This is a genomic window from Streptomyces sp. BPTC-684, assembly GCF_030028635.1.
Classification (GTDB): domain Bacteria; phylum Actinomycetota; class Actinomycetes; order Streptomycetales; family Streptomycetaceae; genus Streptomyces; species Streptomyces noboritoensis.
Genome location: NZ_CP124863.1, coordinates 5400766 through 5420194, shown reverse-complemented (window position 1 = coordinate 5420194; position 19429 = coordinate 5400766). Strand labels below are relative to the sequence as shown.

19 protein-coding genes are annotated in these 19429 nt (G+C 73.0%); 4 read left to right on the top strand and 15 right to left on the bottom strand.

All coding sequences use genetic code 11. The features are described 5' to 3' along the window. Nucleotide 1: 1 nt before the first annotated feature. From QIY60_RS24065 to QIY60_RS24015, 11 genes are all read right to left on the bottom strand, one after another. Nucleotides 2–541, bottom strand: coding sequence for an arginine repressor (locus QIY60_RS24065; protein ID WP_190089598.1), 540 nt, complete (start codon nucleotides 539–541; stop codon nucleotides 2–4). 7 nt (nucleotides 542–548) lie between these two features. Further along, entirely contained in the window at nucleotides 549–1742 is a 1194-nt protein-coding gene (locus QIY60_RS24060) for an acetylornithine transaminase (protein WP_283144281.1), read from the bottom strand. After that, nucleotides 1739–2638 carry an acetylglutamate kinase gene (gene argB, locus QIY60_RS24055; RefSeq protein WP_283144280.1) on the bottom strand — a complete coding sequence of 300 codons (900 nt, stop codon included), beginning with the start codon at nucleotides 2636–2638 and terminating at the stop codon, nucleotides 1739–1741. Before argB ends, QIY60_RS24060 begins: the two co-directional genes overlap by 4 nt. Then, entirely contained in the window at nucleotides 2635–3792 is a 1158-nt protein-coding gene (gene argJ / locus QIY60_RS24050) for a bifunctional glutamate N-acetyltransferase/amino-acid acetyltransferase ArgJ (RefSeq protein ID WP_283144279.1), read from the bottom strand. The genes argB and argJ overlap by 4 nt, the downstream gene beginning before the upstream one ends. Then, nucleotides 3789–4820, bottom strand: a complete 1032-nt coding sequence (gene argC, locus QIY60_RS24045; RefSeq protein ID WP_283144278.1) for an N-acetyl-gamma-glutamyl-phosphate reductase — start codon at nucleotides 4818–4820, stop codon at nucleotides 3789–3791. Before argC ends, argJ begins: the two co-directional genes overlap by 4 nt. A gap of 93 nt (nucleotides 4821–4913) precedes the next feature. Continuing rightward, complete coding sequence (locus QIY60_RS24040) at nucleotides 4914–5972, bottom strand: VWA domain-containing protein (protein ID WP_283144277.1); 1059 nt, start codon at nucleotides 5970–5972, stop codon at nucleotides 4914–4916. A gap of 112 nt (nucleotides 5973–6084) precedes the next feature. Continuing rightward, entirely contained in the window at nucleotides 6085–6762 is a 678-nt protein-coding gene (locus tag QIY60_RS24035) for a response regulator transcription factor (protein ID WP_283144276.1), read from the bottom strand. Next, nucleotides 6759–7997 (bottom strand): sensor histidine kinase, encoded by a 1239-nt coding sequence (locus tag QIY60_RS24030; protein WP_283146053.1) that lies wholly within the window; start codon nucleotides 7995–7997, stop codon nucleotides 6759–6761. Before QIY60_RS24030 ends, QIY60_RS24035 begins: the two co-directional genes overlap by 4 nt. 79 nt (nucleotides 7998–8076) lie before the next feature. Beyond that, a complete protein-coding gene (locus QIY60_RS24025) occupies nucleotides 8077–9246 on the bottom strand; it encodes an acyltransferase (protein ID WP_283144275.1) in 1170 nt (389 codons plus the stop codon). Continuing rightward, nucleotides 9239–10198, bottom strand: coding sequence for an alpha/beta hydrolase (locus QIY60_RS24020; RefSeq protein WP_283144274.1), 960 nt, complete (start codon nucleotides 10196–10198; stop codon nucleotides 9239–9241). The genes QIY60_RS24025 and QIY60_RS24020 overlap by 8 nt, the downstream gene beginning before the upstream one ends. Nucleotides 10199–10559: 361 nt before the next feature. Then, the gene (locus QIY60_RS24015) at nucleotides 10560–12008 is read right to left on the bottom strand and encodes a PLP-dependent aminotransferase family protein (protein ID WP_283144273.1); all 1449 of its coding nucleotides are present in this window, start codon (nucleotides 12006–12008) and stop codon (nucleotides 10560–10562) included. On the opposite strand from QIY60_RS24015, the gene QIY60_RS24010 reads away from it, so the two are divergent. Then, a complete protein-coding gene (locus QIY60_RS24010) occupies nucleotides 12007–12960 on the top strand; it encodes a DMT family transporter (protein ID WP_283144272.1) in 954 nt (317 codons plus the stop codon). The genes QIY60_RS24015 and QIY60_RS24010 overlap by 2 nt on opposite strands. A 73-nt stretch (nucleotides 12961–13033) precedes the next feature. Then, complete coding sequence (locus QIY60_RS24005) at nucleotides 13034–13225, top strand: DUF1918 domain-containing protein (RefSeq protein WP_283144271.1); 192 nt, start codon at nucleotides 13034–13036, stop codon at nucleotides 13223–13225. A gap of 9 nt (nucleotides 13226–13234) precedes the next feature. Here the strand turns inward: QIY60_RS24005 and QIY60_RS24000 are convergent, their stop codons facing one another. Next, nucleotides 13235–14518, bottom strand: a complete 1284-nt coding sequence (locus tag QIY60_RS24000) for a family 10 glycosylhydrolase (RefSeq protein ID WP_283144270.1) — start codon at nucleotides 14516–14518, stop codon at nucleotides 13235–13237. A 166-nt stretch (nucleotides 14519–14684) separates the two neighbouring features. On the opposite strand from QIY60_RS24000, the gene QIY60_RS23995 reads away from it, so the two are divergent. Next, on the top strand, nucleotides 14685–15545 hold the full coding sequence (locus QIY60_RS23995; RefSeq protein ID WP_283144269.1) for a 3-hydroxybutyryl-CoA dehydrogenase: 861 nt from the start codon (nucleotides 14685–14687) through the stop codon (nucleotides 15543–15545). A gap of 189 nt (nucleotides 15546–15734) precedes the next feature. Next, the gene (locus tag QIY60_RS23990) at nucleotides 15735–15992 is read left to right on the top strand and encodes a hypothetical protein (protein ID WP_283144268.1); all 258 of its coding nucleotides are present in this window, start codon (nucleotides 15735–15737) and stop codon (nucleotides 15990–15992) included. Nucleotides 15993–16000: 8 nt separating this feature from the next. On the opposite strand, the gene QIY60_RS23985 is transcribed toward QIY60_RS23990, so the two are convergent. The 3 genes from QIY60_RS23985 to QIY60_RS23975 form a co-directional block, all read right to left on the bottom strand. After that, a complete protein-coding gene (locus tag QIY60_RS23985; RefSeq protein ID WP_283144267.1) occupies nucleotides 16001–16537 on the bottom strand; it encodes an NUDIX domain-containing protein in 537 nt (178 codons plus the stop codon). 51 nt (nucleotides 16538–16588) lie between these two features. Next, complete coding sequence (locus tag QIY60_RS23980) at nucleotides 16589–17929, bottom strand: transcriptional regulator (RefSeq protein ID WP_283144266.1); 1341 nt, start codon at nucleotides 17927–17929, stop codon at nucleotides 16589–16591. 253 nt (nucleotides 17930–18182) lie between these two features. Beyond that, nucleotides 18183–19250, bottom strand: coding sequence for a PP2C family protein-serine/threonine phosphatase (locus QIY60_RS23975; RefSeq protein WP_283144265.1), 1068 nt, complete (start codon nucleotides 19248–19250; stop codon nucleotides 18183–18185). Nucleotides 19251–19429 lie beyond the last annotated feature (179 nt).

Below are 19429 nucleotides of genomic sequence, written 5' to 3'. Positions count from 1 at the left end.
CTCAGCGGTCGTTCTGGGCCAGGCGCAGCAGGTGGTCGGCCAGGGCCTGGCCGCCGGCCGGGTCGCGGCTGATCAGCATCAGGGTGTCGTCGCCCGCGATCGTGCCGAGGATGTCGTGCAGTTCGGCCTGGTCGATGGCCGAGGCGAGGAACTGGGCGGCGCCCGGCGGCGTACGGAGCACCACCAGGTTGGCGGAGGCCTCCGCGGAGATCAGCAGCTCCGCGGAGAGCCTGCGCATCCGCTCCTCCTTGGCCGACTCGCCGAGGGGGGCCTTGGGCGTGCGGAAGCCGCCCTCGCTGGGCACCGCGTAGATCAGCTCGCCGCCGGTGTTGCGGATCTTCACCGCGCCCAGCTCGTCGAGGTCGCGGGAGAGCGTCGCCTGGGTGACGCTCAGCCCGTCGTCCGCGAGCAGCTTGGCGAGCTGGCTCTGGGACCGCACCGGCTGCCGGTTGAGGATGTCCACGATCCGGCGGTGGCGGGCGGTGCGGGTCTGCGGTACGGCGGGGCCGCCGAGCTCTTGGTCCTGCGCCTCGTCGGTCATCGTCGTCTCATTCTCCGGATCGTCCGTCCCCGTTGGTCACTGCGTCGAGGACGCCGGGCAGCGACTGGAGGAACGCGTCCACCTCCGCGTCACCGATGATCAGCGGCGGCATGAGCCGTACGACATCGGGGGCGGGCGCGTTGACCAGGAAGCCGGCATCCTGGGCCGCGCGCTGCACCTCGGCGGCGACGGCCTCGGTGAGCACGATACCCAGCAGCAGGCCCGCGCCACGGACATGGGAGACCAGCGGGTGCGCCAGCGCCTCGATTCCGCCCCGCAGCCGCTCGCCGAGCCGCTTCACCCGGTCCAGGGCGCCGTCGGCGGCGAGGGTGTCCAGAACCGCGAGTCCGGCCGCGCACGCCACCGGGTTCCCGCCGAAGGTCGTACCGTGCTGACCGGGCTTCAGGAGGTCGGCGGCCGGGCCGAAGGCGACGGTGGCGCCGATGGGCAGACCGCCGCCGAGGCCCTTGGCGAGCGTCACGATGTCCGGCTCGACGCCTTCGTGCTGCTGGTACTCGAACCAGGTGCCGGTGCGGCCGATGCCGGTCTGCACCTCGTCGAGCACGAGCAGCGTGCCGGTGGCCGCGGTGATCTCGCGGGCCGCCCGCAGATAGCCCTTGGGCGGGACGACCACGCCGTTCTCGCCCTGGATGGGCTCGATGACCACCAGCGCGGTCTCCTCGGTGACCGCGGCCCGCAGCGCCTCGACGTCCCCGTACGGCACATGGGTGACGTCGCCGGGCAGCGGCCGGAAGGGCTCCTGCTTCTTGGGCTGGCCGGTGAGGGAGAGCGCGCCCATCGTCCGGCCGTGGAAGCCGCCGTCGGTGGCGACCATGTGCCCGCGCCCGGTCAGCCGCCCGATCTTGAAGGCGCCTTCGTTGGCCTCGGCGCCCGAGTTGCAGAAGAAGACCCGGCCGGGCCGCCCGAAGAGCTCGATCAGCCGCTCGGCGAGGGCGACCGGGGGTTCGGCGATGTACAGGTTGGAGACGTGGCCGAGCATGGCGATCTGGCGGGACACCGCCTCGACGACGGCCGGGTGGCCGTGGCCGAGGGCGTTGACCGCGATGCCGCCGACGAAGTCGGTGTACTCGGTGCCGTCCGCGTCCCACACCTTGGCGCCCGCGCCGCGCACCAGCGCGAGCTTCGGGGTGCCGTAGTTGTCCGCCATGACCCGCTGCCACCGCTGGGCGAGGCCGCTCATGATTCCCCCTGTCCGTCCGGCACGACCATCGTGCCGATGCCTTCGTCCGTGAAGATCTCCAGCAGGATCGAGTGCTGGACCCGCCCGTCGATCACGCGCGCGGTGGTGACGCCGTTGCGCACGGCGAACAGACAGCCCTCCATCTTGGGGACCATGCCGCTGGAGAGGTCGGGCAGCAGCTTCTCCAGCTGGCTCGCGGTGAGCCTGCTGATGACCTCGTCGCTGTGCGGCCAGTCCTCGTACAGGCCCTCGACGTCGGTGAGGACCATCAGGGTCTCGGCGCCCAGCGCAGCCGCAAGAGCCGCAGCCGCCGTATCAGCATTGACGTTGTAGACATGTCCGTCGTCCTGGGAGCGGGCGATCGAGGAGATGACCGGGATCCGGCCGTCCGCGAGCAGCGCCTCGATGGCGCCGGTGTCGATCGCGGTGATCTCACCGACCCGGCCGATGTCGACGAGCTCGCCGTCGATCTCGGGCCGGTGCTGGGTGGCGGTGATGGTGTGGGCGTCCTCGCCGGTCATGCCGACGGCGAGCGGGCCGTGCTGGTTGAGCAGCCCGACGAGCTCGCGCTGGACCTGCCCGGCGAGCACCATCCGTACGACGTCCATGGCCTCCGGCGTGGTGACGCGAAGGCCCGCCTTGAACTCGCTGACCAGGCCGTGTTTGTCGAGCTGGGCGCTGATCTGGGGGCCGCCGCCGTGCACCACGACGGGTTTGAGGCCGGCGTGCCGCAGGAAGACGACGTCCTGGGCGAAGGCGGCCTTGAGCGCCTCGTCGACCATGGCGTTGCCGCCGAACTTGATGACGACCGTCCTGCCGTGGTGGCGGGTCAGCCACGGCAGCGCCTCGATGAGGATCTGCGCCTTCGGGAGCGCGGTGTGCTTTCGAGTACTCATGAGCTGTACGCGCTGTTCTCGTGGACGTAGTCGGCGGTGAGGTCGTTGGCCCAGATGACGACGGGCTCGGCGGATCCGGCGGCGAGGTCGGCGGTGATCCGGACCTCCCGGTAGCGCATGTCGACGAGGTCGCGGTCCTCGCCGACGCTGCCGTTCTTGCAGACCCACACGCCGTTGATGGCGACGTTGAGCTGGTTCGGGTCGAAGGCGGCCTTGGTGGTGCCGATGGCGGAGAGCACCCGGCCCCAGTTGGGGTCCTCGCCGTGGATGGCGCACTTGAGGAGGTTGTTGCGGGCGATGGAGCGCCCGACCTCGACGGCGTCGTCCTCGCTCGCGGCGTTCACCACCTCGATGCGGATGTCCTTGCTGGCGCCCTCGGCGTCGCGGATCAGCTGCTGGCCGAGGTCGTCGCAGACGGCCCGGACGGCCTCGGCGAACTCCGCGTACTCCGGGGCGACTCCGGCGGCGCCGGAGGCGAGCAGCAGCACGGTGTCGTTGGTGGACATGCAGCCGTCGGAGTCGACCCGGTCGAAGGTGGTCCGGGTGGCGGCGCGCAAGGCCTTGTCGAGAGTGGCCGCGTCCAGGTCGGCGTCGGTGGTGAGGACGACGAGCATGGTGGCGAGGCCGGGGGCGAGCATGCCGGCGCCCTTGGCCATCCCGCCGACGGTCCAGCCGTCCTTGGCCACGACGGACGTCTTGTGGACGGTGTCGGTGGTCTTGATGGCGATGGCGGCCTTCTCGCCGCCGTGCGCGGAGAGCTCGGCTGCGGCCGTCTCGATGCCGGGCAGCAGCTTGTCCATCGGCAGAGTCACGCCGATGAGCCCCGTCGACGCGACGGCGACCTCGCCCGCGCTGTGGCCCTCCAGCACCTCGGCCACCTTCTCCGCGGTGGCGTGGGTGTCCTGGAAGCCCTTCGGGCCCGTACAGGCGTTGGCGCCACCGGAGTTGAGGACGACGGCGGTCACTTCGCCGCCCTTGAGCACCTGCTCGGACCACAGGACCGGCGCGGCCTTGACGCGGTTGGAGGTGAACACGCCGGCGGCGGCTCGGCGGGGCCCGGTGTTGACCACGAGGGCCAGGTCCGGGTTGCCGTTCTCCTTGATCCCGGCGGCGATCCCCGCCGCCGTGAACCCCTTGGCTGCCGTCACGCTCACGGCGCAACTCCGATCGTGGTCAGGCCCGTGGTCTCGTCGAGACCCAGGGCGATGTTCATGCTCTGCACCGCGGCGCCCGCGGTGCCCTTGGTGAGGTTGTCGATCGCGGCGACCACCACGATCCGGTGGGCGCCCTCGTCGTACGCGACCTGGATCTGCACGGCGTTGGAGCCGTACACGGACGCGGTGGCGGGCCACTGCCCCTCGGGGAGCAGATGGACGAACGGCTCGTCGGCGAACGCCTTCTGGTACGCCGCCCGTACGGCCTCCGCGCCCACCCCCGGCTTCGCCTTGGCGGAGCAGGTGGCGAGGATGCCGCGGGCCATCGGGGCGAGGGTCGGCGTGAAGGAGACGGTGACGGGCTCCCCGGCGGCCGCGCTGAGGTTCTGGATCATCTCGGGGGTGTGCCGGTGGCCCCCGCCGACGCCGTACGGCGACATCGACCCCATCACCTCGCTGCCCAGCAGGTGCGGCTTGGGGGCCTTGCCCGCGCCGGAGGTGCCGGAGGCCGCGACGATCACGGCCTCCGGCTCGGCGATACCGCTCTCGTACGCGGGGAAGAGCGCAAGGGAGACGGCGGTGGGGTAGCAACCGGGGACCGCGATGCGCTTGGACCCCTCCAGCGCGGCGCGGCCGCCCGGCAGTTCGGGCAGCCCGTAGGGCCAGGTCCCGGCGTGCGGCGAGCCGTAGAACTTCTCCCAGTCGGCGGCGTCCTTCAGCCGGAAGTCGGCGCCCATGTCGATGACGAGCACCTCGTCGCCGAGCTGCTCGGCGACGGCGGCGGACTGCCCGTGCGGCAGCGCCAGGAACACGACGTCGTGGTCGCGGGCGAGCACCTCGACGGTGGTGGGCTCAAGGACGCGCCCGGCCAGCGGCAGCAGGTGCGGCTGGAGCGCGCCGAGCCGCTGCCCGGCGTTGGTGTTCCCGGTCAGGGCGCCGATCTCGACGCCGGGGTGCGCGATGAGCAGCCGCAGCAGCTCCCCGCCCGCATACCCGCTCGCCCCGGCCACTGCCGCTCGTACCGCCATCGAAGCCTCCTCGTCGATGGCATGACTATACGCAACTATGCAGTTTTATGCAAAGGTCGCCTGTCGAGCGGACGCCGAGGCCGAAGCACGACCTCAGAGCATGATGAGCAGACGCGTCTTCGGCTTGAGCTTCCTGTTCACCGAGCGGCTCTGTACGTAGACCTCCAGCTCGGGGTTGTTCCCCGCCTTCACGGAGACGGTTCCCTGGATGCCCGTGCCGAACAGGAGGCTGCGCGCCGCGTCGCCCGTATAGGCGCGGTCGGTGTCCTTCTCGACCACGATGACCTCCTTGTTCGCCTGGACCTGGGCCCGGGCGCCCAGCTGGTAGTAGCAGGAACCGCGCTCGTACGTGACGCCCGGGTGCGAGTCGACGAAGGGGCGGATCTCGACCTCCTTGTCGACCTTCAGGAGCCGGTACCGGTCGGCCGGGATCGGTTCGAGGTTCGCCCGCACATCGTCGACGGATATGTCCTGGCCGACCGCGAACAGGTTCTTCGTGCCGCGCACACCCCGCTCGCGGCCGCGGAGGAAGCTGGTGGCGGCGGCGCGCACGGTGCCGATCGCCTCCTCGACGCCCTCCTGGGAGTCCGCGTCCCAGATGGCGATGTTGCCGGCCGGGAAGCCGTAGTTCTGGGCGGTGCGCTTCGCCAGGGAGTTGGGGACGAGGATCGCGGAGGTCCAGTGGCCCGGAAGCGCGCCCATCTTCGCCGCGATCCTGTCGAGCCAGGGGCCGAGGACGGCCATGTCGCCGTCGTGCCGCCGGTCGCCGCCGGAGGCGTTCTCCTCGCCGTCCGTCACCACGATCTGGAGGAAGCTGTGCTCGCCGTACCCCTCCCAGATGTGGCCCAGGTCGTCCAGCGACTTCAGCGAGGCTTCGATGAGGGCCGTGGCGCCGTTCTTGACCTCGTACAGACCCCGCATGGACGGCAGGTGCTTCACGTCCATGTCCCAGACCAGGTTCTCCACCCTGTGGTCGAAGGAGTAGAGGCTGATCCGGGTCTCGTGGCCGAGGCTGTCCGACTCGGCCTTCAGACCCGCCACGAACTCGTCCACCACACGCACGAGTTGCCCCTGGTGCTGATGCATGGAACCCGAGCAGTCCACTACCAGCGCGACGTGATTGACCTTGTGCTGGATCCTGTTTGCGGACACGTCTGTGCTCCCCCTCCGGTGTCTCCGAGTGATGTTTTCACTGTAGGAGGAGGCACTGACAACGGCCTTTGACGTCCTCTCAGCCGCCCCGGCCCATCTGCCCCGACCCGGTTCAGTACCCGGTCGGCCGCACCAGCCCCGTCTCGTACGCGAAGACCGCCGCCTGGGTGCGGTCGCGGAGGCCGAGCTTGACCAGGATGCGGCTGACGTGGGTCTTCACGGTCTGTTCGGCCACCACCAGAGCGGTGGCGATCTCCGCGTTGGACAGGCCCTGGGCGATCAATGACAGGACCTCCGTCTCGCGTTCGGTCAGGGTGGCCACGCGGTCCTTGAGCGGGGAGCGGGGAGCGCCCGTCGTACGGGAGAACTCGGCTATCAGGCGCTTGGTGATGTTCGGGGCCAGCAGGGCGTCGCCCGCCGCCACCACCCGCACCGCATGCGCCAGTTCGGCGGCGGAGGCGTCCTTCAGGAGGAAGCCGGAGGCGCCCGCGCGCAGGGCCTCGTACACGTACTCGTCCAGGTCGAAGGTGGTCAGGATGAGGACCTTGACCGTGGCGTCGGCGGGGCCGGTGACGCGGCGGGTGGCCTCGATGCCGCCGAGCTCGGGCATGCGGACGTCCATCAGGACGACGTCGGGGTCCAGTTCGGCGACCTTGGCCACGGCGTCGAGGCCGTCGACCGCCTGGCCGACCACCTCGATGCCGGGTTCGGCGTTGAGCAGCACCGTCAGGCCCTGCCGGACCATCATCTGGTCGTCGGCGATCAGGACGCGGATGGTGGTGGTCGTCATGGGGTGTCCTCGGTGGGGTTCGTGGCGGTGGTGCGGTCCGTGGGCAGGAGCGCCGTGATCTCGTAACCGCCCTCCGGGGTCGCGCCGGTGGCCAGTTCGCCTCCCAGCATCGCAGCCCGCTCCCGCATCCCGAGCAGGCCGTGGCCGGTGCCCGGCGAGGGCGGGGCGGTGCCGGTGGGCGGGGAGTTGGTGACGCGGACGGTGAGCGTGGCCGGGTGGTAGCCGATCGCCACGCGCACGCTCGCCCCGGGCGCGTGCCGCATCGCGTTGCTCAGCGCCTCCTGGACGATGCGGTACGCCGAGAGCCCGACGCCCGGCGACAGCGGGCGCGGGGTGCCCGTGGTCCCGGTGGCCACCTCCAGGCCGGCGGCCCGCACATTGGCGACCAGTTCGCCGAGCCGGTCGAGGGTGGGCTGCGGGGCGTGCCGTACGCCCTCCGCCTCCGGGTCTTCCGAGCGCAGCACGCCCAGGACCCGGCGCAGTTCGGTGAGGGCCTGGACCGCGTTCTCGCGGATGCCCGCCAGGTTCTCGGTGAGCTCCGGGGGCGGGTCGGCCACCAGGTGGGGGGCGACCTGGGCCTGGATGGAGATCACCGACATGTGGTGGGCGACCACGTCGTGCAGCTCGCGGGCGATGCGGCCGCGCTCCTCCAGGAGGGTGCGCCGGGCCCGCTCGTCGGCGGTGAGCCCCTCCTGCTCGACCAGGCGGGAGCGGGCCACCCGGCTGATGCGCAGCGACGCCCCGACCACCACGGCGGTCCCGAAGGCGATGGCGGCCCGGGTGACGTCCTGGTTGTGGCTGCGGCCCGAGAGGGCCAGGTCGAGCAGCCCCGACCCGACGGTGATGACCAGCGCGGCGGCGGCGACCCGGGGACGGACCCGCAGCGACAGCAGGAGCAGCACCACGGTGTGCAGCGCGATCCCGGCGACGCTCCACGGCCACACCCGGCCCTCGGGGACCGTGGCGCCCACGGATTCCGCCGACACGAAGAGCGCGGCCGTGGAGAGCCACCAGGCGGCCACCGGGCGCGAGAGCGCCATGACGACCGCTCCGGCCTGCACCACCGCGCACACCGCGACGGCGGCCTTGGCCAAGCCCGCCGCATAGGTGTACTCCACCCCGTTGGTGACCCCGACAGCCAGCGCGAACAGCACCACATGGACGTGCGGCAGCCAGCCCAGCACCCCCTGGCGCGGCAGCGGGTCGCGCGCCACCGTCCACATCTCCTCGCGCATCCCGCGCGCCCCCGCCCGTACGGCTTCCACCAGCCGTTTCGTGTCCACTCGCAAGTCCCCCTCGCCGATCCCGCCCACCTTAGGCACGCTCCACCGCCCTGCCGCTCCCGGCCCGGTGCACGCGCACGACCCGGCCGCCGCCGCGCGTGCGCCCGCCGCCCTGCTCGTACGTACGGAAGGCGGCCCAGCACACCAGCAGGGCCCCGGCGAACACCGGCAGCCAGGCCAGCCGGGCGAGCACCCAGTCCGCGCCGTCGGGCACGGTGTGCAGGCCGGGCAGCGGGCGGCCCGCGAGCAGTCCGGTCGCGGTGACCGCGATCATCGCGGTCTGGTGCCAGAGGAAGACGGTCATCGCGTACAGGTTGAGCAGGGCCACCGCCGCCCAGACCGCCGGGCGGGCGAGGACCCGCCACAGCGGGCCGAGCAGCAGCAGCGCCGCGCCGCACTGGGCGAGGCCGAAGGTGACGGCCGCGAGGGTGGGCGGGTTCAGGTTGGAGACGGCGGCGCCCGGGACGCCGACCATGGACGCCGGGTAGCCCGCGCCCAGGACGAGCCCGGCGGTGGCGGCGGCGCCCCCGCCGAGCAGCACCCAGCCGGTGGTCCGGGACCGCAGTCCGCCGCGCGCCCGCAGTGCGCCCAGGCAGTACGGGACCATCCAGCCCGCCGCCACGTTGAGCCAGCCGAGCGCGGCGGGGCCGTCGAGTCCGAAGCGGAACAGGTCGACGTAGAGCACGACGGCCAGCGGCCACAGCGGGTGCATCCGGGCGAGCAGCGGGGTCGCCGCGGTCAGCGCGGTGAAGACCAGCAGGAACCAGAGCGGCGACAGGACCAGCTTGAGCAGGGCGTGCACGGTGTCGTAGCCGGCCCCGGCGGCGAACAGCGCGACCACGGCCGCCGTCCACACCACGAGGACGGCCGCGACCGGCCGGAAGAGGCGGGCGAGGCGGGCGCGCAGCCACTGCCCGTAGGTGGCGCCCCGGGCGCGTGCCGAGGCGTGGCCGCTCGCCGCCACCTGCCCGCCGACGAAGAAGAACACGGCCAGGGTCTGGAACGTCCAGGAGAGCGGCGCCAGTTCGGGCATGTGCTGGAGGGGGCTGACGGCGCGCAGGGTGCCGCTGTCCGCGACCAGCGCGGTGACCAGCCAGTGGCCGAGCACCACGCCGAGGATGGCGAAGGCCCGCAGGGCGTCCACGGCCCGGTCGCGGTCGGGCGGGGTGGCGGCGTCGATGCGCCGGACGAGCTCACGCATGGCGGCGCTCCTCGGTCGGTGCCTGGCCGGAGGCGATCAGGGCGATGGTGCGCAGGGAGACCGAACCGGGCTTCAGGTAGTCGCTGTGGCCACCGGTGCCCGCGTCGAAGACCCGCGCCCCGAACGCCGTCGACACCGGGTCGGTGCCGAACCCGACGGTGGTGACCAGGAGCGGAAGCCGCAGATGGGGTACGTCGGAGATCCAGTCGCCCGAGGCCCGGCCCGCCCAGACGGCGGCGCGGGTGTGCAGTTTCCCGACGTCGTGGGCGCCGGTGCCGGGACTGCCGTACAGGACCAGGGTGTCGGCGCGCAGCTCGGGGGCGGCGCGGGCGCAGACGACGGATCCGTAGGAGTGGCAGAGCACCGATATGCGGGCGCTGGGCTTGGCCTCGCTCAACTCCCGTACGAACGCGTCGAGTCGAGGGGCGGCGCGGTCGGCGCGGCCCAGGGTCAGTGACCCGGCGCTGCCGGTGGCCGGGGTCGGGTAGCCGAGCCAGGCGACCACGGCGGACCGGGGGCCCATCTCCCGCTGGAGGGCCACGGCACCGGCCCGGAAGCGCCCGTACTTGTCGAGGCTGGTGTCCGAGCCCGGCACCAGGACGGCGATCCGGTCGGCGTGCGCGAGATCCCCGACGACCTCGGCGGTGCGCCCGCCATCGCGGCCGTCGAAGGAGAGAAAGTGACGGCCGGGCCCGGCCATGGCGCGCAGCGCGGCGGCCCGCCTGCGGTCGCCGTGGCCGGTGGCCATCCGCTCGGCCGCCCCGATGCCGTCGCGGGCCGCGCTGTAGCGCGCGTCGAGCGCGGCCGGGGTCGCGGAGGTCAGCGGGGCGAGGGCGGCCGGGGCGGGCGCCGGTACGGCCGCGGGGCGCACCGCGCCCGACAGCGGCAGCGCCACCGAGGTGACGACGAGCGCGGCGAGCAGGGTGCGGAGCACGCGGGGGCGAGGGGCCATGGGTGGGGGTCCTTCCGTACCGGCTGATGCGCGTCGGCCTCACGGCCTGCGCGCTTGCGGTACCGAAGTTATGGATCAAGGCCTGTCGCCCGCGTCCGACCGGGGAGGGCATCTTCCGCGTAGCTCTGAAGTACTACGAGTACGGGCCGGGTCGCCGAACCGAGCACTTGAGGGCGCGGGGCCGTGACATTGTGCGGCTCCGCCGCGATGGGGGCCCCTGTTCGAGCGAAGCCGAGAACTTGGGGGAGCGCCCGGCCACGCACGGTCCGCAGCCGAATCGTCGCCCTAGCTCGCGGCCAGGCTAAGCGGGCTCAGGTGCAGCGGTGGGCTGGTCAAGAGGCGGGGGCCGCGAGCGGGCCGGTCAGGCCGGTCCCCGGACGCCCACCTCGTCATATGCCGTACGCAACCGCCGTACGCCCTCCTCGATCTCGGCCCGGCCCGCCACGCCCGCGAAGCACAGCCGGAGGTGGGCGGCGGGGGGCTCGGCGCTGAAGTAGGGGCGGCCGGGGGCGACGGCGACGCCGGAGCGCAGGGCCGCGGCGGCGACCGCGTCCTCGGGCGTGCCGTCCGGCAGCCGCAGCCAGAGGTGGTAGCCGCCGGAGGGCAGGTGCGGCACCTCAAGGTCGGGGAGGTGGACGGCCAGGGCGGTCGCCATGGCCTGCCGGCGGTCCCCCAGCTCCTGGGAGACGGACCGCAGATGGCGGGGCCAGGCCGGGGAGCCGACCAGTTCCAGGGCCGCCTCCTGGAGCGGGCGCGGCACGAAGAAGCTGTCGACGACCTGGATCGCGCGCAGCCGTTCCAGGACCGGGCCGCGGGCGGCGAGCGCGCCCACGCGCAGACTGGGCGAGGTCACCTTGGTGAGCGAGCGGACGTGGACGACCACACCGTCCGGGTCGTCGGCGGCGAGCGGCGCGGGCAGCGGCCCCGCGTCCGCGTGGACGAGCAGGCGCGCGAAGTCGTCCTCGATGACGAACGCCCCGAACTCCCGGGCCACAGCACGCACTTCGGCCCGCCGGGCCGGGGAGAGCACCGCGCCCGTCGGGTTCTGGAAGAGCGGCTGGCTGACCAGGACGCGGGCGCCGGTGGCCCGGAAGGCGGCCGCGAGCAGGTCGGGGCGCACCCCGTCGGTGTCGACCGGGACCGGCACCGGCCGCAGCCCCGAGGCGCGGGCCACCGCGAGCATGCCGGGATAGGTGGGCGACTCCACCAGGACCGGCGCGCCCGGCGCCGCGAGCGCCCGCAGCGCCGTGGTGAGCGCGGACTGGCCACCGGCGCAGATCAGCACCTCGGCGGCGGTGACCGTGCCGCCGATCTCGCGGGCGAACCAGTCGCGCAGCTCGGCAAGACCGTCGGTGGGCGGCCGCCCCCAGGCGCCGGGGCGGCGGCCGGCCCGGGCGAGGGCGGCGGCCATCGCGCGCTCCGGCTGGAGGGCGGGGGCGAGGTAGCCGCCGTTGAACTCGATCACCCCGGGCGGGGGCGCGGCGAGGGTGGCCAGGACCCCGGAGGCGTCGACCGCGCGCGGCACCGCGTCGGTGGCGCCTTCGGCGCTGAGCGACACCTCCTGCCAGGAGGTGTCGCCGGGGCGGGACGCGGGCGTACGGGGCTCGGCGCGGAAGACCCCGGCGCCGGGCCGGGTGACGACCAGGCCCTCGGCGGCGAGCTTGGCCAGCGCCCGCGAGACGGTGACCGGCGAGACCCGGTACCGCTCGACCAGCGCCCTGCTCGACGGCAGCTTTCCACCTACTGAGTAGCGGTCGAGGTCTCCCTTGAGGATGTTCGCCAGTTCGGCCACACTGCTACGCTCTTGCATGACAGCACAGGATAGCGCTACTGCCCGGACGTCGATAGCGGTCGCCAGCCCCCGGACCACCTCTGCGGCCCCGGACCCCGCCGCGCCTGCCGCCGCCTCCCGCCAGGGCGCGCTCCTCGCCGGGCTCGGCGTCGTCGCCTTCTCACTGACCTTCCCGGCCACCGCCTGGGGCCTGGAAAGCTTCGGCCCGTGGTCGCTCGTCGCCGTCCGCAGCCTGCTCGCCGGGCTGACCGCGGGCGCCTTCCTGCTGGTGGGCCGGGTACCGCTGCCCGAGCGGCGGCACTGGGCCGGGCTCGCGGTGGTCGCGGCCGGGACCGTGGTCGGCTTCCCGCTCCTCACCACGCTCGCCCTGCGGACGTCGACGACCTCGCACGCGGCGGTCGTCGTGGGCCTGCTGCCGCTGACCACGGCCGCGCTCTCGGCGCTGCGGACCGGACGCCGCCCCTCCCGCGCCTTCTGGGCGGCGGCGCTGGCCGGGGCCGGGGTGGTGGTCGCCTTCACCGTCCAGCAGAGCGGCGGCGCCCTCTCCACCGGCGACCTCTACCTCTTCGGGGCGCTGCTGATCTGCGCCGCCGGGTACACCGAGGGCGGGCGGCTCGCCCGGGTGATGCCGGGGTGGCAGGTGATCGGCTGGGCGCTGATCCTGACGCTGCCGCTCGCCGTCCTCGGCTCGGCGGCCGCGCTCGCCGCCGAACCGGTCCACCTGAACGCGCACGGCGTCCTCGGGGTGCTGTGGGTGGCGGCCGGGTCGCAGTTCTTCGGGCTGTACGTCTGGTACCGGGGCATGGCCGCCATCGGTGTGCCCCGGGCCAGCCAGCTCCAGTTGGCGCAGCCGCTGCTCACGCTGGTCTGGGCGGTCCTGCTGCTCGGCGAGCACCTGTCCCCCGCCGCCCCGCTGGCCGCCGCGGGGGTACTGGTGTGCATCGCCGTGACCCAGCGCGCGGCGGCCTGAAACCGCCCGGACGGTGCCACTCGTGGCCCATCCGCACGGGCTCAACTCGGCCCTCTCGCCCTAGAATGAGCACATGCGAGCGAGCGTGGGCGACCGGCTGCTGGTCCACGGCAGAACCGTCGGACAGCACGACCGGAACGCGGAAGTCATCGAGGTACTGGGCCCCGACGGGTCCCCGCCCTACCGGGTGCGTTTCGAGGACGGGCACGAGACCCTGATGTCCCCGGGTCCCGACACCGTCGTCCAGCACCTGGCCGAGGAGTAGGCGGCCCGGTCACGGCCGCACCCGTCCCGGGTAGTGGTCGGCGACCACGCGTGCCATGGCGCCGATCGGGTCCAGGGCCACGTCCTTCGCCGAGAAGAAGCAGTGGCCCCGCACGGAGGCGTACTTCCGTGCGAGCGTGAGGTGCCGGGACAGCTCCGCCGGGTCCTGCCAGGCGGGCGGCTGCGCCGGGTTCCCCGCCTTGTACAGCGCCTCCCCGATGATCAGCTGGGTCCCGCTGCCCCGCGCCACCGCGTCCCACCAGGGCACGAGCTTGGCGTAGTCGGCGGCCTGGAAGCCGATGTTCCAGTACACCTGCGGGCAGATGTAGTCGATCCAGTGCTCGCGCACCCACTTGCGGGTGTCGGCGTGCAGGTCGTCGTAGGTCTGCACGCCGGCCGTGGTGGGCGAGCCCAGCGGGTCGGTCGCCGCGTTGCGCCAGACCGCGAACGGGCTGATCCCGAACTTCACGCGTCGGCGGATCCGCTTGATCCGGGCGGCCGTCTCCCGTACCAGCTTGTCGATGTTGTCGCGGCGCCAGGCCGCGCGGTCCGGGAAGCCCGCGCCGTACCGGGCGTAGGCCTCGTCGTCGTTGAACGTCTGCCCGGCCACCGGGTACGGATAGAAGTAGTCGTCCCAGTGCACCGCGTCCACGTCGTAGCGCGCGACCGCGTCCAGCATCGCGTCCTGCACGAACCGGCGGACCTCGGGCAGCCCCGGATTGTAGTAGAGCCGCCCGCCGTACGCCACGACCCAGTCGGGGTGCACCCGCGCGGGGTGGGTCGGGACGAGTCTGGACGGGTCGGTGTGGTTGGCCACCCGGTACGGGTTGAACCAGGCGTGCAGCTCGAGGCGGCGCCGGTGGGCCTCGCGGACGGCCGTGCCCAGCGGGTCCCAGCCGGGGTCCCGGCCCTGGGCGCCGCTGAGGTACTGGGTCCACGGCTCGTACGGCGAGGGCCACAGGGCGTCGGCGGTGGGGCGGACCTGGAGCGCCACCACGTTGAGTCTTCGGGCCGCGGCCCGGTCGAGGTGGGCGAGGAGCTCGGCCTCCTGCCGGGCCGGGGGCAGACCCGGTTGTGAGGGCCAATCGAGGTTGGACACCGTGGCCAGCCACATTCCGCGGAACTCCAGGGGCCGCGGCGGGTGCCACGGGCGGGCCGGGCCGGGAGTCGCCAGGACCCCGGGCGCACCCTCCGCGGCACTGGCCGCACCCGCTGTGACCAGCCCGTTCATCGCGCCCGCCGTTCCGGCCGCGAGGGTACCCGCCAGCAGTCCCCGCCGAGTGATCCGTCCCACTTGATGACCCCCTCGTCGCTACGAATGTCCGGTGTTGCGCACAGCATGCCCGCCCCACCCCGTGATCCACACGCAGACGCGGAGTAACGTCGTGGGGTCGGGACGGGCGCCGGAATCACACGGGGGACCCGCCGGGACTTTTTCTGTCAGAAGCGAAAGGCACGATGTGACCGACATCGAACGCGTCGGAGTGGTGGGCTGCGGCCAGATGGGGGCCGGCATCGCGGAGGTCTGCGCCCGCAGCGGCCTGGACGTGAAGGTCGCCGAGACCACCGGCGAAGCCCTGGAGATCGGCCGTACCCGGCTGCACAACTCCCTTTCGAAGGCCGCCGAGCGCGGCAAGATCACCGTGGAGGAGCGCGACGCGACGCTCGCCCGCCTCAGCTTCACCACCGACCTCGGCGAGTTCGCCGACCGCGATCTCGTCATCGAGGCCGTGGTGGAGAACGAGCAGGTCAAGACCGAGATCTTCCAGGTGCTCGACCAGGTGGTGACCCGCCCGGACGCGATCCTGGCCTCCAACACCTCCTCCATCCCGCTGGTGAAGCTCGCGGTCGCCACCTCGCGGCCCGACCAGGTCATCGGCATCCACTTCTTCAACCCGGCCCCGGTGCAGAAGCTCGTCGAGCTGATCCCGGCGCTCACCACCTCCGAGGGCACCCTCAGCCGGGCCCAGGCCATGGTGGAGAAGGTCCTCGGCAAGCACGCGATCCGCGCCCAGGACCGCTCGGGCTTCGTGGTCAACGCCCTCCTCATCCCGTATCTGCTCTCCGCGATCCGGATGTTCGAGTCGGGCATCGCCAGCCGCGAGGACATCGACAACGGCATGGAGCTCGGCTGCGCCCACCCGATGGGCCCGCTCAAGCTGTCCGACCTCATCGGTCTGGACACCGTCGCCTCGGTGGCGGACTCGATGTACAACGAGTTCAAGGAGCCGCTGTACGCGGCGCCGCCGCTGCTCCAGCGCATGGTGGACGCGGGACGCCTGGGCCGCAAGACCGGGTCCGGTTTCTACTCGTACGCCTGAGTACGGCGGGGACATCTGTCGCCGGGCCCGGCTCCTCTGTGTGAGGGCCGGGCCCGCCGCGTTCACACCCGGTGTGCGGCGCGAGCCCGCATATGCTCTTCGCACACTCTCCCGCCCCTGGAACAGGGCGAGTTGACTCCTTGCCGAAAAGTCAATGGCGATCCGCCACAACGACGAAGGAGCCTCGCCGTGCCGAGCGACCCCGGCCACCCGATGGCCGTCGACGAACTGTTCGAGTTACGCCGTTCCCTGGAAGTGGGCCTGGCCCGCATCGACGGGCAGCTGACGCTGCTCACCCACCGCGACGACCAGAGCGAACGCGAGCTGACCGAGCTGGGCGTACGGGTGGCGTCCCTGGAGCACACGAGGTGGCCGCTGCCCGCGCTCACGGTGCTCACCGCCCTCGGCGCGCTGACCGTGGCAGTGTGGCAGGCGCTGGGGCGGTGAGCGGACGGTCAGCCGTCGCCGAGCCGCATGTGGTGCAGGAGCAGGAGCCCGGCCGCCATGTTGGCGGCCGGGACCTCGCCGCGGGCGATCATGTCGGGTACCAGTTTGAGCGGTATCCACTCGCGCCGCGACGACTCGAAGTCGTCCTCGGGGTGGCCGATGTACTCGGCCGTCTCCGACCAGTAGAGGTGGTGGCGGGCGTCGATGAGCCCGTTGGCGGGCTCGACGGTGAGGAGGTGGCGCAGCGGGCCCGGCCGCCACCCGGTCTCCTCCTCCATCTCGCGGGCGGCCGCGGCCGCGATGTCCTCGCCGTCCTCGACGACGCCGGCGGCCAGCTCCCAGCCCCAGCTGTCGGTGATGAACCGGTGCCGCCACAGCAGCAGCACCTCGTTGGCCTCGTTGACGGCGGTCGCCACGGCGACCGGGCGGAGCCGGATCAGGAAGTGGTCCAGGTGCCGCCCGTCCGGGAGGGCGACGTCGGCGAGATTGACGCGGAACCAGCGGTTCTCATACACAGTTTGTTCACTCAGGTTCGTCCACTGCACGTTTTTGCCACCTTCCGACAAGTAGATGGCAATATCGCAGCAGGCGCACGCTCACAGGGGAACGCGCAATGCCCCGTCGATCAGCTCGGCGGCTTCGTCGGCGCCGGCGCAACCGCTCTCGACCAGATGCTCGCGTACGACGCGCAACCGGTCGCGCAACCGCTGCGACTCCATCCCCCGGGCCCGCTCGGCCATTTCGACCGCCGTCGCGGCGGCCCGGTCCACCTCGCCCTGCCGGAGCTCGATCTGCGCGAGCATCGCCAGGCGGTGCACCCTGCCCCGGTCGTGCGAGGGGGCGTGCGCCGCCAGTCCCGCCTGCTCGCGCGCGGCCGGCAGATCGCCGAGCCGCAGCAGGGCCTCCGCCACCTGGACGTTGACCAGGCCCGGCTGGACGTAGCCGGTCTCGGCGGGTTCGTTCTTCGGCCGGATCCGCTCGGCCGCCCGCTCGGCGCCGCGGATGGCGCCGAGCGCGCTGGGCCCGTCGCCGAGGTGCGCGTACGCCTTGGCCTGCATCGCGTGCAGATCCGAGGCGAGCGCCGGGGTGAGCTGGTGGCCCGCCGCCCGCAGCGCCGCCTCCGCGAAGGCGACCGCCTGCCGGTAGTCGCGCATGAACAGCGACTGGTTGACGAGCAGCGCGATCACATACGCGCCGAGTCCCCGGTCCCCGCTCGCCTTCGCCAGACGCAGCGCCTGGTGGAAGTAACGCTGCGCCAGGCCCTGGGCGTTGGAGTCGTACGCGCAGATCCCGGCGATCGCGACCAGGCCGCCGGTCGCCCGGTGCAGCTGGCGGCCGGTCGCGTCGGTGTAGCAGCCGCGCAGCAGCGGCGCGGTCTCGGAGTTGAGGAAGCCCACGATGCGCGAGCGGGTGGCGATGCCCCCGGCCTTGCGGTACATCAGCTCGTAGTGCGCGCGGGCCGCCCGCAGCATCTCGATGTCGCCCTCGCTCACCGCGGTCTGCCCGTGCCGGGACACGTCGGTGTCCTCCGGCGGGTTCTCCCACTCCCACACCGGCATCACGGCCGGGGTGCCGGTGACCGCGGGCGCGCCCAGTATGTGCGGGCGCTGCTGCTCGTCGGAGCGCCACAGGGCGGTGGCGCGCTCCACGAACCCGGCGAGCGGCGAGCCCACTTGGGCGACCGGCTCACCCGGCACGCCGAGCCCGATGTCGTCGAGGGTGACCGACCGGTGCAGCCGGGCCGCCAGCACCTCGCAGATCAGATCGGGCACCTGGCCGCGCGGCCGCTGGCCCTTCAACCACCGGGCCACCGCGGTGTGTTCGTACTTCAGTGCCAGGCCTCTGGCACGGCCGGCCTCGTTCACATGGGCCGCGAGCCCGGCGTTCGAGATGCCGGCCTCGTCGACCAGCGCGTCGAGCAGGGTATTGGGCTGCATCAGGCCCTCCGTTGGCTCGGTGCGCCCAGCGTAAACGAGGCGCGTTCACACGGGGTGTGAAGGGAGTACTCGCATTTATGCGCCGCGCACTCTGCCGCGGGGAGGCGGCGGCCGATTGACTGAACTGCCTCTCCACAGAGGCGTGGTGGGCCGCCGGCTCCCCCTCGTACAGTGCGGCGGCCCGCTCCCGGCGCCGCCGGTCCTGCCGAACTGCCCGTCACTCCGCGGCAGGGCCGACGGCGCACGCGCAGCCTCAGCGCTGTGCCTGCGCGGTCCGCACGGCTCCGGGCTGCGCGGGCACGCGCAGCCGGTCGTTGCGCAGCACCATCAGCGCCACGTCGTCGGCGAGCCGTCCGCCGGTGTGGCGCAGCAGCTCCCGCTGTACGCAGTGGACCACTGCGGCGGGGGACAGCGGGGTGTCCAGGGCCGCCCGGGCGAGTACTTCCTGCAGCCGGAAGAACCGCCCGGCGCGGTCCCGGGCGTCCTCGGCGCCGTCCGTGTGCAGACACAGGGCCTCCCCGGGCAGCAGCCGGGTGCAGCGGTGCAGCGGCAGTTCGGCGGGCAGCGGGAAGGAGCCGAGCGGAGGCAGCGGGTCGCCGGGCAGCAGCGGCTCGGCGCCGCCGCACAGCCGATAGGGCCACGGATGGCCGCAGTTGAGGGCGAGCACCAGGCCGTCGGAGCGGATCTCCAGGAGCAGTACGGTCACGAACTCCTCGGCGAGCGGGTTGTCCGGCGCGCCCGCGCAGCTCGCCGGGTGCTCGGCGCGGGCCTGCTCGCGCAAGTGCCGTTGCAGCGCCCGCTCCAGGCGCCGCAGCACGCCCGCCAGGTCCGGCTCGTCGTGCGCGGCCTCCCGGAAGCTGCCGAGCACCGCCGCGACCGCCGCCAGCGAGCCGAGCCCGTGTCCGCGTACGTCACCCATGACGACCCGTACCCCGTACGGCGTGGCCATCGCCTCGTACAGATCGCCGCCGACCACCGCGCCCCGGCCCGCGCAGAGCTGTCCGGCGGCCACGGTGAGCCCGTCGAGGCGGGGCGGCGGGGGCCGCAGCAGCACCCGCTGGGCGGCGTCGGCGACCTCCTGGACGAGCCGCAGCTCCCGCGCCGCGCCCAGCCGTACGCCGTGCACCAGGCAGACCACCGCGATCAGGAAGGCCGCGCAGGTGGCGATCCGCAGGCCCATGGACTCGTCGGTGGCCAGCGGGCAGGTCAGCTGCCAGACGACGACCACGACCAGCCACAGGGCGGGCAGTGACAGGGCGAGCCCCCGGCCCGTACCGAGGGCGCTCGCGCAGGCCGCCGTCCAACTCCTGGTACGGATCATGCCGTCGGCCCCCCTAGGCCTCTGCACCGTTCACCCCTGTACCGGCTTTCACCGGCTCCCCGACCTTCACGACCGGATTGATTCTGTCGACGGTGCGCCCCCTTTTGCGTACATCGCTCCCTCTTCTCACCCGAACGAGTGAGAAGGCGTGAGGACATGCGCGAAGGGCGCATCCGGCG

Excerpts from the sequence above, each read along its gene's own strand:
- QIY60_RS24060 (WP_283144281.1), bottom strand. The coding sequence starts at position 1,742 with ATGAGCGGCCTCGCCCAGCGGTGGCAGCGGGTCATGGCGGACAACTAC.
- QIY60_RS24025 (WP_283144275.1), bottom strand. The coding sequence starts at position 9,246 with ATGCGTGAGCTCGTCCGGCGCATCGACGCCGCCACCCCGCCCGACCGC.
- QIY60_RS24010 (WP_283144272.1), top strand. The coding sequence starts at position 12,007 with ATGACAGCACAGGATAGCGCTACTGCCCGGACGTCGATAGCGGTCGCC.
- QIY60_RS24020 (WP_283144274.1), bottom strand. The coding sequence starts at position 10,198 with ATGGCCCCTCGCCCCCGCGTGCTCCGCACCCTGCTCGCCGCGCTCGTC.
- QIY60_RS24035 (WP_283144276.1), bottom strand. The coding sequence starts at position 6,762 with ATGACGACCACCACCATCCGCGTCCTGATCGCCGACGACCAGATGATG.
- QIY60_RS24005 (WP_283144271.1), top strand. The coding sequence starts at position 13,034 with ATGCGAGCGAGCGTGGGCGACCGGCTGCTGGTCCACGGCAGAACCGTC.
- QIY60_RS24065 (WP_190089598.1), bottom strand. The coding sequence starts at position 541 with ATGACCGACGAGGCGCAGGACCAAGAGCTCGGCGGCCCCGCCGTACCG.
- argC (WP_283144278.1), bottom strand. The coding sequence starts at position 4,820 with ATGGCGGTACGAGCGGCAGTGGCCGGGGCGAGCGGGTATGCGGGCGGG.
- QIY60_RS24015 (WP_283144273.1), bottom strand. The coding sequence starts at position 12,008 with ATGCAAGAGCGTAGCAGTGTGGCCGAACTGGCGAACATCCTCAAGGGA.
- QIY60_RS24030 (WP_283146053.1), bottom strand. The coding sequence starts at position 7,997 with ATGCGCGAGGAGATGTGGACGGTGGCGCGCGACCCGCTGCCGCGCCAG.
- argB (WP_283144280.1), bottom strand. The coding sequence starts at position 2,638 with ATGAGTACTCGAAAGCACACCGCGCTCCCGAAGGCGCAGATCCTCATC.
- QIY60_RS23980 (WP_283144266.1), bottom strand. The coding sequence starts at position 17,929 with ATGCAGCCCAATACCCTGCTCGACGCGCTGGTCGACGAGGCCGGCATC.
- QIY60_RS23975 (WP_283144265.1), bottom strand. The coding sequence starts at position 19,250 with ATGATCCGTACCAGGAGTTGGACGGCGGCCTGCGCGAGCGCCCTCGGT.